This window comes from Oligoflexus tunisiensis, from assembly GCF_001748245.1.
Taxonomy (GTDB): Bacteria; Bdellovibrionota_B; Oligoflexia; order Oligoflexales; family Oligoflexaceae; genus Oligoflexus; species Oligoflexus tunisiensis.
In genome coordinates this window covers 3797986-3810852 of record NZ_BDFO01000001.1, presented here as the reverse complement: position 1 = coordinate 3810852, position 12867 = coordinate 3797986, and the positions used below count along the sequence as shown (strand labels likewise).

The window sequence follows — 12867 nt, the reverse complement described above, 5'->3', positions numbered from 1 at the left end:
GGATGAAGAAGAGTTGAAAATGTAAAACCCCAGTGGTTAATCCGGGGTTTTAATCAGTTTACCTATTTGGCTTGAAAGGCAAGGGGTTCACGGGATCAGCAGGATTTGTCGGCAGCTGTTTGATCTTGGAAAAGTCTATCGGGGTCTTGTCCAGATCGTCTTTTGGGTTTCCAAAGTCAATATGCCCCATATCCTGAATCTCGTCGAATAAAGTTGATTTATCCTCGTCCACCGGATCCTGCATATGCTCTGTGGTAAGCTTGTCTTGTCTGAATTTCTGGCAATATGCCGTTCCATAAAAGCTAGTGTCACAAACGCCTTTTTTCAAAAGGGCTGCGGCCTCTTTTTTACGCTCTTCGGCGGATTTGTTGAACCCATCCTCGTTATAAGTTTTATCATTGTCCTTCGATACTTCTTTCATGAAGGACTCGAAAAGGCATTTTGCCACGGGATTGTTGAAGTTTTCATGATCGTAGGTAGCGAGCATTTCCCCCGGGGGCGTTACAGGTGAGGGGTCGCCTGCGTAGGTATTATGGTGCTCTTTAACTTCTCCTGTTTTGTCGGATTTGCTGGGTGAGGAAGAAGGGGTTTTATGATTATTGTTGCCATCGTCGCCTTTCGAACTGGAGCTGCTTTTGTTAGCGTTACTCGATGGCTTTTCTTCCGGCTTTTTAGGTTGAGGAGTGTAGTCCTCATTTGGAATATTGCGCGAGAAGCTGCTGGAGCAGTTTGGCTCGTCCTTCTCGCACATGATATCAGGGTTAACTTTCGTCAAATTAGGATTGTCATATGCTGCTTTATAAGCCTTAGCGTAGGCTTCCTTGGCTTGTGCATCAGTCAAAGGCCCTTTTTCCGTAGTTGTTCCATTTGACCTTGAGTGGTCCGCCCCAGCCTCGACATCGACGCTGGACAATCCGCTTAATCCAACTTGTGTTAAGAATTTGCCGAATGCGCTTGTTGTGGTGGCAGTCTCAGTTGTGGTCTTGTTTACGGCGGCGCTTTCTTTTGCCTGCCGCACAGCAAGTGTCCCCGCATCTCGGCCAGCGAGATCTCTGGCTCCCTCGCTCCAGTCGTGGCGATGCAAGCCTTCTTGCTTGCTGTACTTATAGTCAACATGCCAGTAGCCGTCTGTAGCAGAACCGCCTCCACCAATTTTATGGCCAACGAGTTCCTCCCTCAGATCAACCTGCTTTTGCACGGCTTCATCAACACATTTTCCAGCAGCTTCCGCCATGCCATGCTTGACAATGCTTTCTACACAATTTTTTAAGTCAGGGCGGCCAGTAAATTTACAAAAAGCCGTGGCTGCGGCCTCTTCCTTCTCTTCCTGAGTGCATATTGGAATTTCCTCAGCGTTAGCCTGTTCTTCGGTATTGGCACAATGGCTGGCGCCGTATGGAACCTTGTGAGCAAAGCCTGCCACCGGCGTCAGAGCCAAGATTGCTATGGGTAAATAGGTTAGTCTCGTCATTGACGTATCCTGCTCCCTTCAAGGGTTTCAAAAGATTCTACCGCCTCCTTATATCTCAGGGCACTTAAAAGCAGAACAGTCATTCTGGCATTTATTGAAATTATCGTTTTCAAGTGGAGTTAATTTTTCTGATTCCGAACGGCACCCTGCATCAATTACTCCGCTGGCAAGGATTTCCAATACTTCGGTGCCTTCCAATAGACAATATTAATATGTCAATTCAATCATGTTTTCCGTTGCGCGTCCCACCAGACTGCCGTTGCTGCTGGGCAATCACTGAGATCCCTTGTTCAGAAAGATTCGCAGGAGAGGCGCTACGTCTGTTGCAAGGAGGAAGGAGTCCTCCCGATCAACAGCCAGTGACTTGAAGTCCACATCCGAGCGCCCCAGATGCTCCCCTATCTGTGTGTTGGTGATGACCGTAGCCCAGGTTCCGTTCACGAAGCGCTCCACGCGGTCCCCGTACAGCGCAAACAAGTGCTTCGAATCTGGACTTTCCTGAAGGTTGAGCAGGTTCTCGGACAGCGGAAAGGGGCCTTCCGACTTCTTCTTGTCCAGATCCACAATGTAGAACTTATCGTCTCCAGCGGCGGCCTGGAGTGCCAGCCTGCTTGTGCTGAGCCTTGCGATAAGGGCCGGAGGACCTTCGAAAGGATAGTCGGGAATAGTCAGAGGTTTGAAAATCATGTCCTCGAAGCTGGCGAGACAATGGTTGGCTCCGCCCACAATATAAATGTGGCTCTCCGTGTGGGTGAGAATTGTAGACGCGCCGCTGTGGCATTCAGCGGGAATGTTAAGGTTTTGGATGGACCCATCCGGTGAGATTCGATGAATTGTTGGAGATTTCGCATCCATGGCCCACAGCTGGCTGTCTTTAACAAAGTGGTCGCTCGTCAGCTCGAAATCCTTGGGCATTTCAAATTCGATGAAGGATCCCCCACCGACATCCACCATAATCTTGCCGCTGCGAATAGCTATGACAAGCTGGTTTGTCATTTTGGTCATGACGTCTTCCGCTTCAGCGAAACGGCGATAGACTTCAAAACCTCCCGATTCCCGGTTCTGGCGATAGATCAGCTTTTGACCTGCTGTAAAAAATGTTGCACCCGAATTCATGCGCGTCAGTTGAAACTCTTCGTAGTGCGGGCTATCGGTGACCGCAGGCAACCAGTTCATCACTTTCCGTTTTCGAATGGAAACAAGCTGCAATTCTGTTGAAGACTCCACGTAGCTAAGGACAGCAAAGAACTCCTTAAACTTGCTGTGATAATTAATGGCATCCTGGGAAAGCGCCTTCCATCGATCAGTTGGGAACGTAAACATGTAATCAGTTCGGCCCATGCTGATAACCAAGCTCGAATCCCACAGGAGGAATGAGTCATTCAGCAGCCCATGCACAGTGTTGAGAGGTATGATCGCGAGTGGGTTCAGAAAAGAAAAACGTGGCTTCCAATCCTTAAGGGAAGAGTCCCAAACAAGGCTCCCGTATTGAGCGTCGCCTGAGCTTGAAAGGCTCGGGAAACCGATGGTTGAAGTTTGGAACTTCAGAACCGTCCCTGACACCGCATCGTTCCATTGGCCCAGCGGATCAAAATAGCCGACAAAGAATTCGTCTGACCATTCGTCACTGCTGATCCAGATATTTCCATATTTGTCCTCAACCGCATACCCCGGAAATCCATCTCCAAATTCTTTGCGCCGAGTCCATGTGTCGTCAGCGGCTTGTCGCGAATGAACCCACCCACTACAGAACACCCATTGTGACTCATTGACGGTAAAAAACTTCATGCGTCCAGAGCAAAGCGCGTCACCTTCATTGTCTGTTAAAGTGATTTCTTTCCAGATGTCGTTAGTGAAGACATAAGCCAGTCCTTTATTTTGGCAATACAGGTTTCCTGACCAGTCTCTGGTAAACGAGGAACAGCCAGGTGGGTTTTGATCTCCAGCTAAATGCTCCCAGGGCTTCCCAGGTTGTCTTCTAAGGATTAAGGAGTGTTTGGCATCGAAGCTGTCATGCCAAAGACCGTAGACGCTTTGATCAGGCATTACGATCAGCTCCTGAAACTGCACATCTTCGGTCGTAAGCTGGGAAATATTGAATAATTCTTTCCAAGTCTGGCTCTCCGACGAATACTCCAAAATCTTGTTGCTTTGACTAATAATGTGAATGCGATCGTCGGTAATTGGAACAAACGCGGCTAATTGTTCATCTTCCAGACTCGTGCCCGGTCCGGTTAACGCCACATATTCCCAGCGGTCTTTGTCGATCAGAACACTGTTCTCATTGGTGCTGATATTGCCTGCTCCGTCTTCAGTTCTGACTATGAACTTCAAATAGGCCTTATCAATGAGATTGGTTTTATAGACCCCACTGATATCAATTTCAACTTCAGGACCACAAGCCGAAAAATCCTTGAGGCTTTTGCCGCGACACTCTGCCGATAGACATGTCACGGTATCGGAAGCCAAATTCACCTGACCATGAAAGGAGAACTCGACTCTGCACATCTGATATTTTTGCAGATCTGATTTTGTGGCTAGCTTATGGTCAGCCTGCACCTGATATTTCAACCTAATGGTCGGGAAGTCAAGGATGGGGAGATCCGTTGCGATCGCTGGCGTGTCGATGGCAATTTTAATCTGAGGCTTCGTGCCGCTCACTCTTATTTCTTTGCAAAGGATCTCACTTTTTTGCCCCACTCTGTTTTCGAGAAGAAAGCAGTAATCCCAAACTCCTTCGTCCTGATTCAGCACCTCACTGGCATCGTGGAAATCTTCCGACTTGGAGCAGCCCGCGCCCTGTTTGCGACAGAACTTCATGTCGGTATGTTTATCGCTCGTCCAGCTCAATTTACTTCCCAAAGGCACGATGGTCGATTCTGGAAGCCGCAGGATCGCGTCCGGAAGGTTCGGAGTTTTTTCGACTATGGTCAGGGGGCACGTGGCAACGTCCGCGCTTGTCAATTGAGATTCGGAGCGAAGGTCAACAACCTCGCGAGTGCTTTTCAGGAGGTACTCACCCGGCTTCAATACAGATGTGTTGAAGAGCTTTATTTCACCTGCTGAAGACTCGCCAAAAGGTTTCTCGAATAAAACGACCCCGGTATGTGTCGACTCGTCGTAAGCCACAATTCGATTTCTCTCGCTGATGCTATTGGGGGCGGAGGGTATCACCAGAGGGACAGACAACGAGTCCACTGCAAAGTAGCCGTCCACAGGGCAAACAAAACCAAAGTGGCTTTCCTTGATAGGCAGGAGGCGATGCTTCGAAAAATCGGGGTTTGATTTTTGCAGATGAATGGAGATGCCTTGCCTGGGGACCTTTGTATAAACATCCAAGCGACCACTTTCGCCCTTCGGGATAGCGACACAGCCCTTACTGGATACCTGGATTCGCTTACCCGTATTTGAAGATTGCATGGCATCCTCTTCTACATGAAAGGCGACTAGGTTTTCTTCGGCCTGCTGGATTTCGGCATCCTGGCTTTGTAAGAACTTCATATAGGATTCACCGGAAGATGCGTCCGCTCCGCATTCCAGCTCTATTGTATTCATACTATTCTGCAGTTTATGGCAGCCCGAGGTTATCATGAGAAGCAAAAGAATGACGCGAATTGTGCGATTCATTTGAGACATCCTGGCTAGATTTCACGGACTTTATGAAAAGTACGTCCACTCCTACCATAATGGCCGGTGCTAGTTTTGTTTGGGATTGCGTTAGATCCGGCTGGATGGCAGTGATGGGGCAAAAGTCCGGGGAAAGCGGTGTTTTCGGCTCTGGCGGACCTGATGGCCCCCCAGAGTCAGATCCTGCGCAGACTTACTTTTTCTTGCCCACCAGGATGACATCAAACTCCACGTGGTTTTTGATTGCCTTGTCGCCGAACTTTTTAAGATCAAGTGTGTCTGGCGAATTATAACGGATGTCCCATTCCATGCGGTTGATTGTGAACTTACTCTCCACCTTGACGTTTCCATCTTTCTCAATAATCTTCGCTGGTAAGGTTACTGGTTTGGTTATCCCTTTGATGGTCAAGTCACCGGTTGCTTCGTAGTGTTGCTTGTCCTTCGGATCGGGCTTCAGAGTTTTAAGGACGAGAGTTGCTTCTGGATGCTTGGAAACGCTAAAGAAGTCATCCGACTTCAGATGACCTTCAAGCTTCTTCTTCAGGTCGGGCTTATCATTCAAATCCAGATTTTCGATGCTTGTCATATCAATGACAAAGCGGCCCTTCTCCTGTTTGCCGTCCAGATCAAGTGTGCCGTCCTTGATCTTGACGAGCCCATTGTGTTTGTCTTTTACCAAAATCTGTTTCGTGCCAACCCATTTTACAGAACTCTGAGCAGGATCGATCTTATAAGCGGCAGCAAAAGACGCAGCAGACCAGGTCAGACCAAGCGATACAAAGGATGCGACAAGGAGACGAACTTTCATGCTTACCATTCCTCGTAATTAAAGAAAGACAGTCACTTAATTCAATTGTACCCTATCTAACATTATTTGTTGAACGATATAAACATGTTATTTGCGAAGTCAGCGATCAAGGCCTTGACAGCCAAAGCATGCGCCATTCGTACGCTAAAATTCCAATCAGGATTGGCGCTTCGAAAAAAAGGGAGTGTTTGGCAAAAGAATTCGTTGCATTGTTGCAATCCTGCCCGTGAGAGTCCGCCTGCGGGCGGACTCCGCCTCGCCTCAGAAAATCCTCTTCAACTGACCCGCGACCAGCAGCGCCAGCATCCCGCCCGCAACGCCCGCGAGTATTTTAAGAATGGTACTGTGGCGTTCACTGAATGGTCTTGGTTTTCTAAGAATCAATTTGGGATCGGTCGTGAGAAAAGCTTCCGGCACAATCTCATCTTTCCCTTTGGATTTCATCAAAGCCCTCCTGGCAAGATTTTGGCTGTCGTATCCATCAAGGATGTGGCGTAGTCCGGTCAGCTGCGTTGCCTGCCCAAGCCCGCCTTGTCTCTTTATTGATGCGACAGCCAATAGTATGAACGGCTCCCCAAGGGGAAGTCCATTCGGAAACTTTGTGCGGAATTTTTGGGCAGCCGGAGGATCCGGCCACCCTTGCATCCTATGGGGAAGAACGCTTAGCGGATGCGATTGTCGATCACGTATTGATAGGGAATCAGGTCAGCGTTGCTTAAATGGAGCTTAAGCAGACTGCCGTAATAGGAACTGACCGCCTGCAGAACAACCTCCCGATTTTCTCCGTTTTCACCGACGATGGGCGTGGCCAGACCCCGGGTGATGACGCGATTGCTCGAATCCATCAGCACGGCAATGCCCGGCTCCTTCTGCTGGGAAAGATCACAGCCGGGACAGGCGAGGGCCTCAACCCTGAAGCGCACCCGCAGCGTTTTCTGGTCCGCGTTGTACTGGAGCGAGGGCTGTCCCTGGACGCGCAGCGGCAGGCTGTGACGCAGTTCCATCGAAGGGTCGCCGAACAGGTTGTAGACCAGCAGATGGTGACGATTGGTATTTTCCAAAAAGGCGCTTTCGCCTACCGCGCCCGTGATTTTCTTGGCAAAGACCTTGGCATCAACCAGGACGTCACCCAGATGCTGGCTCAGCGGCAGGCCATTGACCTGACGGTCGATCAGGGAACGGGCCAAGCCCGAGGTTAAACGATTGTTGAAGCTCCACTTGCTCTGCCGCGAGGAGGCCACGACACCCAATGCCCCGTGACTGTCGAGCAGCATGTCCTCGGCCATGAAACGCTCGTTCGGATCGATGCTGTTGAATTCGCTGCGCTCGCTTGTGATGTGCCCATTGTGAATGGTTTCGCTATCATAAAATCCGGTCAGACAGGAGATGGCGAAAACCACAGGCGGCTTGTCCGTCGGGAAAAGGGAAAAACGTTTGGGATCATAGCTGAAGCCCGGCCAGGCCCAGCTGCTGGTACTCGCATGGCCACGGTTGATCAGAAAATTCGTACCGCGTTTCACCGCGCCGTCGATCAGATCCTGCGAACCATCCATATGGAAGAGGAGGGAAGGAACGGCAGGCTCCGCCCGGGTCAGAGAAGCATAGTCAATCGGTTTGGAAGGCGACCAGTTTACAGGTTTCAGCGGTTGCTCAGTATCCGTCCGGAAGATCCGTTCGGGCCGGAATCCCGCCTGGAAATAGCGCTGGGCTACGTTGCTTTCCATGAACTCTGCATAATTGTTCAAGGTGCCGGTATCCTGCGAGTTGGACATCTGCAACGTCGCGGCGATCGTTGGGCTTTGATAGTAGTGGTCCACCATGGGCGGCTGATTCTCAAAGGCGATGATGCGCGAGGTCACCCGGCGCAGTTCCTCAACAGTTTTCGCAGGAATACGACCGATGCTAAAGTTAGGATCCTGCGAAGGGGTATAGGCTCCTGCGTTCCCTGGGAACTGCGTGTAGAATACGTCACCCGCGCTCAGAGCATAGTCTCCGTGTTTGGGATCGCCCAGGGCCGTATCATAATACGCGGGAATGCGATCGACATCGCCGAGCAGAAGAACCCACTGCATGAAGTTCGGACGCAAGGCCTGAGCGGCATCATTCAACTTTTCCTTCAGCTGCTCCGCGGTGCCGCCATTCCAATAAAGAACACTGGTGCGTATGCCGAGCGTTTCCTTATGGGCCCGCAGACGTTCCGCATCCTCCTTGAAGTCACCCGGCGCGACGATCACAAGATTCGGGCCAGCCGGCTCCGTGACAGCCCGCATCATCATTGCATTCCGGTAACGGCAAACGCTTAGCACATCCTCAGGATTCAGGATCAGCTGGTTCAAACCCACGAGCTGACGGGCGTGATACAGGTCAACGGCATCGCGACCGCGTACGGGTGGTCGGAAACAGCTCGATTCACTTTTGAAGTTAACGATGATTTCGAGATCTTCATAGTAACGCAGCGCCGGTTGCTTCGCGAAGAAATCCACGAGCGGCGCGGATACCTTCACGATATTCTGCTCGCGTGTGGTGATCATCTGCAGGCGGGCATCCCTTTCCACCGTGACATCACCGTGACCACCATAATAGATTTTTTCATCAAAGCGAGGCGGTATCGCAGCGTGAAACTGGGGTGTGCCTTCCTCGGCCTTGGGAATGAGCGGTAGACTGAGTCCACCGACCACACGACCTGGCTTGACGGTCACGCCGGTGACCTGGGCGTCCAGGGGCAGCGCAAAGTAAAAACTGGTCTGCGGAAATTCCGGCTGCAGGGGTTCACCGGTCCAGCTGTTGCTGATGACGTCCGGATGATCGGACGTTAGCTGGACAAAGGAACGACCGGCAAGCCAGATTTTTTTCTCACGAAAGGGAGGAATCTGCAGGCGCACGCGGGCGATGCCCTGTTCCAGGTCCACGACAGGATCCTGATAGAGTTTGCGCGTGCAAAAGCAGGTTTCCACATTCAGGTTGTTGTCTTTTAGCGCGACCGATTCCGTCATGGGCTCATAACCATCGAGCTGACAGCGCAGCTGCACTTCCTTCACCCCGTCATTCAAAAGGAAGGTGCCGCGGATTTGATATTTGTCCTTGCCCTTGAATTTGTCATTTGCGAGGACGATGCCTTTGTATTCAAGAGTGCAGGAACCGACGCCCGCCGTGGGTTGATTCATGGCATGTATCACGACCGAGTAGGGGACCTTCACCGTTTTGATGCGCGGGATATGGATATCCTGCAGAACGGGTCTCAGATCCACAACGGGTTTGATCAGGACCGGTCGGAAGTCCTGAGCTGCCGCTGGTCCTGCCAGCAGCAGACTGAAGAGAAGCCACCTTTTCATTAAAGACCTCCTTCTTCTGCATCGACTGTCACAGGATGGGTTCCTGAGCCGATCATCGGATCGGAACCTTCGCCTATGGGGTAACCACTAGCCGAGAGGAACTGGCTGCATATATAGCTGGAGGTGCCGTCAGGACTGTCAATGCGTGTGCAGCTCAGACCTGTGCGTTGCTTGATATAGAGCAGGGAACCATCCATGGCCTCGTCCATGTCCCCGTCCTCGGACATACTGTTATAGACCTGAGCCAGAGATAGACCTTTCAGGTTGATCTTCAGCATGGAACTTTTTTTCAGCTGATCCGAGTAAGGAAAGTTGCCAAATGCCTCGGCATCCTTGCTCAACCTTTCCCAGCATATGTGATTCTGTTGGACGTTATCCGCGACGCAGATCACACCGAAACCAATTTTCAACTCAAAAAAATCTGAATCGAATCGTCTCACTTCTGGATCACGAAGATGTTCAAAGATCTTACGGGCTGTCGTCCCATTGAATTCGAGGATCCATTGCTCCCGACCTTCTGACACGCTGAACGGGGGGCGGGTCGCGGGATCCGGGCTGACCGGCGCGCCGGCAAAGGAGGTGGAAACAGACGCGAAGAAGAGTAATGTGCCTGAAACAAACAGCTGGGCTTGCATGTTGATTCCTTTTCCTTAGGGTCGTTGATTGCGGGCCATAACGGACTCAATATGTCCCTACCGGGGAACCCGCAAAACATGAAAGGGTGGCCTCCAGGAGAAACTGTTCTCAAAAATCCACTTTCCAAGAACAGGTCAGGGCAACGGACAGGAATCCCTGGGAAAAAACGATCCATTAATTAGATCATGATGAGCTAAACCTTATACTTTATTTTGATCGTGTTATGCCGTTCTATAAGGAGTGGAATCTGAGGAGGATGAAAGACATGCTGCTTCCAAGAAAAAGTTCGGAACGAGGATTTGCGGATCACGGCTGGCTCAAGAGCTGGCATAGCTTTTCCTTCGCCGGTTACTTCGATCCCCGTTTCATGGGGTACCGTCAGCTGCGCGTGATCAATCAGGATATCATCGCGCCGGGCCAGGGTTTTCCGATGCACAGTCATGCCGATATGGAAATCATCACCGTGATCCTGCGCGGCACGATTGAACATCAGGACAGCATGGGGAACAAGGAACTGGTGAAGGCCGGTGAAATCCAGCGTATGAGTGCCGGCACGGGAGTTCGACACAGTGAATTCAATCCTTCGAACCAGGAAGAATTGGAACTGCTCCAGATCTGGATCGAACCGGCGCAACGCGGCATCGAACCGGGTTATGAACAGGCCACCGTGCAGACCGTCGATGGCGAGAAGCTGCGCCTTCTGGTGGCGCCGCTGAAGGAAGAGGCTCCGGTTCATATTCATCAGAACGTTCGCATCTATCGTGGCGAACTGAAGAAGGGCGAGACCCTGGAACTGCCTCTGCAGGCGGAACGCTACGGCTGGCTGCAAATGATAAGCGGCACTCTGGAAGCCAGGGATTGCACGGTAGCGGCTGGTGATGGCCTGGCGATTGCGCGCGAGCCCGGCCTGCCGGTGAAAGCGGCCGCGGATGACACCGCGTTCCTGCTCTTTGATCTGGCTTGAGTGGTTTTACCCTTTAAAAAAAGCCGAATCCTTCCCCCCGGAAAGATTGCCAAACGCCTGGGATAACAGGCGAACTCCACAAGAAGCCCACGGCGCAAAATAACCTTGAATGTTTGCGCGTGGGCCGCCGAATGGATTTTTGTCTGTTCAACTGTGGAGGAAAATCCATGAAATTAAGTTTGTTTTTAGGTTCTCAACTTCTGGTCGCCACCGTGGCGATCGGGGCTGATATGCCTGCAACCACGACAACGGCTTCGGCCACTGTCGAGACGCAGACAGCTGCCCCAGATCCTGCTGAAGCTCCTGCCGCGACCGACACCGCGAGTGGCTCGGAGGCCGTCTGCACACTGTCGGGCAATACCCGTCGTGTGAAGATGGATATGAGTCAGCAGAAATGCCAGGTTCTCTATTACAAAGAGACCGAAAAGCCAGGCATTGAAGACAAACTCTGGGAATACAACCACGAGTTTGACAAGTGTCAGCAGAACTACAGCAATTTCGTCGAGAAATTGCGCGGCATGAGCTGGACCTGCAGCTGATCCGCAAAAACCGGGCTTTGTGTCTTGACACAAAGCCCTTGGTTTTTCTCTCTTCGCTTGTGATCACCGGCTGGATTTGACCGAAGGGGCCGGACAGTTATAGCGGGTATAGAGCCTCGTTTCCCCCAGCGCATCTCCCAAAGGAAAGCTTACGCCGAACTCAACCGAATTCCAGGTTGAACGTTGAAACACGTCCACCGTCTCCGGCGGAGGGCAATCCCGATCGAAGCGGATCGGGCTTTCACGGACCTGCTGCTCCACAGCAAAAGCCGTTCGGTTTTCATCCACCTCTTCCGCGGGTGGAATCTGCAACGGCTCGGCAGCCCGGACGGTCAGAGACCAGGTAATCGAGAGACTGGCTGTAACGGCACGTATCATGAGTTCCCCCTCTACTCTTCCCACTTCAGCTCGAAACGTTGGATGATCGCTCGCCTGGGACTGTATCCGGTACAATCATGGTGGCGACTCCTTCCTCCATCATCGCATCGTATGGGATTTTGCCAAGCGAAAAGCGCTGACGATGGAACAGATGGTGGCGTCCAAAGACGAGGAGCTGTGGCTTATGAATGCGGGTGGTCCGGTGCAGTTCATCGACCGGTTTCCCAAAGTTCACCAGAGCCTGGTATCGGGACGCCACGGCCTCGGCCTTGGGAATTGAACGGAAACGGCTTTGCAGCTCCTCAGCGATGCGGCGGCGCAGTTCCTCGGTATAGGTCGTCGTTGAAAATTCGGGATTCAACGGAATACGGCCGAGGTTCATCGCCTCACGGACCTTGTCCACCATATGCTGCACTTCCGTGCTGCTGAGCTTATGCACATGCACGTGGCAGATCTCAGCGCAGTTCAGCTCGACCGCCATCTGAATCGCAGCTTCCAGAGCCAGACGTCCTTCCACATCCAGGTTATCGGCCACCAGCATGCGCGGGGATTCCGCAAAGTTGATCGTGGCATCGAGTGGCACGATCAGGACCGGAACATCCGCGTGCGCGGCGAGCGAGAACGCGGTCGACGTGCCTTCCAGAATATTATTGCCGGCCCGCTTGCTGAGCCCGGTCATCACCAGCCCGGCATGAACCTCGGTGGCGATGGTGGTGAGAGCTTCCGAGGTATAATCGCGCAGCACGTGAAGACCGAGGCGAAGATCCGGCGGCAGACGCTGGCGCATTCCTTCCAGAGTCTTGCGCGCCTCGTCATCCTCCATGTCGTTGATCACACGGTCATAGCCATAGTAGGGATTCACGACAACGTCGCCGGCGCCCATGTAATTAAAAATCGGCTGCGTGGCGTGCACGAGCTCCAGCGGGCTCTCCAGCCTTCGGGCCAGGGCCGCTGCGCTTTGAATCAGGTATTCATCCGAATTATCCAGGGAAATACCGACAACGATCGGTTTACGGCGTGGATTCCAAATCGCAGTACTCATAACCTACCTCTTTTCTCCAAACGTCCGGGATGGTCGCAGCTCCTTTCTTATGAAAAGCAATTCCCGGGCC

At 51.9% G+C, this 12867-nt stretch carries 10 protein-coding genes; 3 read left to right on the top strand and 7 right to left on the bottom strand.

Annotated elements, in window-relative coordinates; genetic code table 11:
* Nucleotides 1–58 precede the first annotated feature (58 nt).
* The 3 genes from OLTU_RS15925 to OLTU_RS15915 all read right to left on the bottom strand — a co-directional run bounded on the left by OLTU_RS15925 (nucleotide 59) and on the right by OLTU_RS15915 (nucleotide 5906).
* Entirely contained in the window at nucleotides 59–1471 is a 1413-nt protein-coding gene (locus tag OLTU_RS15925) for a hypothetical protein (RefSeq protein WP_141733757.1), read from the bottom strand.
* Between the two features lie 273 nt (nucleotides 1472–1744).
* A complete protein-coding gene (locus tag OLTU_RS15920; protein ID WP_141733756.1) occupies nucleotides 1745–5098 on the bottom strand; it encodes a hypothetical protein in 3354 nt (1117 codons plus the stop codon).
* 193 nt (nucleotides 5099–5291) lie between these two features.
* Nucleotides 5292–5906: a YceI family protein gene (locus OLTU_RS15915; RefSeq protein ID WP_176736665.1), complete on the bottom strand. Its 615-nt coding sequence runs from the start codon at nucleotides 5904–5906 to the stop codon at nucleotides 5292–5294.
* An 84-nt stretch (nucleotides 5907–5990) separates the two neighbouring features.
* Between OLTU_RS15915 and OLTU_RS15910 the strand changes: the two genes are divergently transcribed.
* A complete protein-coding gene (locus OLTU_RS15910; protein ID WP_141733754.1) occupies nucleotides 5991–6404 on the top strand; it encodes a hypothetical protein in 414 nt (137 codons plus the stop codon).
* A 164-nt stretch (nucleotides 6405–6568) separates the two neighbouring features.
* Here OLTU_RS15910 and OLTU_RS15905 read toward each other — a convergent pair whose 3' ends face one another.
* Both OLTU_RS15905 and OLTU_RS15900 read right to left on the bottom strand, forming a co-directional pair.
* Nucleotides 6569–9238, bottom strand: a complete 2670-nt coding sequence (locus tag OLTU_RS15905; RefSeq protein ID WP_141733753.1) for a C25 family cysteine peptidase — start codon at nucleotides 9236–9238, stop codon at nucleotides 6569–6571.
* Nucleotides 9238–9873 (bottom strand): hypothetical protein, encoded by a 636-nt coding sequence (locus OLTU_RS15900; RefSeq protein WP_141733752.1) that lies wholly within the window; start codon nucleotides 9871–9873, stop codon nucleotides 9238–9240. Before OLTU_RS15900 ends, OLTU_RS15905 begins: the two co-directional genes overlap by 1 nt.
* Before the next feature lie 266 nt (nucleotides 9874–10139).
* Here OLTU_RS15900 and OLTU_RS15895 point away from each other — a divergent pair, with 266 nt between their 5' ends.
* Both OLTU_RS15895 and OLTU_RS15890 read left to right on the top strand, forming a co-directional pair.
* Nucleotides 10140–10838 (top strand): pirin family protein, encoded by a 699-nt coding sequence (locus OLTU_RS15895; protein ID WP_141733751.1) that lies wholly within the window; start codon nucleotides 10140–10142, stop codon nucleotides 10836–10838.
* 167 nt (nucleotides 10839–11005) lie between these two features.
* Nucleotides 11006–11377, top strand: a complete 372-nt coding sequence (locus OLTU_RS15890; RefSeq protein ID WP_141733750.1) for a hypothetical protein — start codon at nucleotides 11006–11008, stop codon at nucleotides 11375–11377.
* A gap of 63 nt (nucleotides 11378–11440) precedes the next feature.
* On the opposite strand, the gene OLTU_RS15885 is transcribed toward OLTU_RS15890, so the two are convergent.
* Complete coding sequence (locus OLTU_RS15885) at nucleotides 11441–11755, bottom strand: hypothetical protein (RefSeq protein ID WP_141733749.1); 315 nt, start codon at nucleotides 11753–11755, stop codon at nucleotides 11441–11443.
* A 25-nt stretch (nucleotides 11756–11780) separates the two neighbouring features.
* On the bottom strand, nucleotides 11781–12797 hold the full coding sequence (locus OLTU_RS15880) for a universal stress protein (protein ID WP_141733748.1): 1017 nt from the start codon (nucleotides 12795–12797) through the stop codon (nucleotides 11781–11783).
* Nucleotides 12798–12867: the final 70 nt, after the last annotated feature.

Excerpts from the sequence above, each read along its gene's own strand:
- OLTU_RS15925 (WP_141733757.1), bottom strand. The coding sequence starts at position 1,471 with ATGACGAGACTAACCTATTTACCCATAGCAATCTTGGCTCTGACGCCG.
- OLTU_RS15920 (WP_141733756.1), bottom strand. The coding sequence starts at position 5,098 with ATGAATCGCACAATTCGCGTCATTCTTTTGCTTCTCATGATAACCTCG.
- OLTU_RS15915 (WP_176736665.1), bottom strand. The coding sequence starts at position 5,906 with ATGAAAGTTCGTCTCCTTGTCGCATCCTTTGTATCGCTTGGTCTGACC.
- OLTU_RS15910 (WP_141733754.1), top strand. The coding sequence starts at position 5,991 with ATGTTATTTGCGAAGTCAGCGATCAAGGCCTTGACAGCCAAAGCATGC.
- OLTU_RS15905 (WP_141733753.1), bottom strand. The coding sequence starts at position 9,238 with ATGAAAAGGTGGCTTCTCTTCAGTCTGCTGCTGGCAGGACCAGCGGCA.
- OLTU_RS15900 (WP_141733752.1), bottom strand. The coding sequence starts at position 9,873 with ATGCAAGCCCAGCTGTTTGTTTCAGGCACATTACTCTTCTTCGCGTCT.
- OLTU_RS15895 (WP_141733751.1), top strand. The coding sequence starts at position 10,140 with ATGCTGCTTCCAAGAAAAAGTTCGGAACGAGGATTTGCGGATCACGGC.
- OLTU_RS15890 (WP_141733750.1), top strand. The coding sequence starts at position 11,006 with ATGAAATTAAGTTTGTTTTTAGGTTCTCAACTTCTGGTCGCCACCGTG.
- OLTU_RS15885 (WP_141733749.1), bottom strand. The coding sequence starts at position 11,755 with ATGATACGTGCCGTTACAGCCAGTCTCTCGATTACCTGGTCTCTGACC.
- OLTU_RS15880 (WP_141733748.1), bottom strand. The coding sequence starts at position 12,797 with ATGAGTACTGCGATTTGGAATCCACGCCGTAAACCGATCGTTGTCGGT.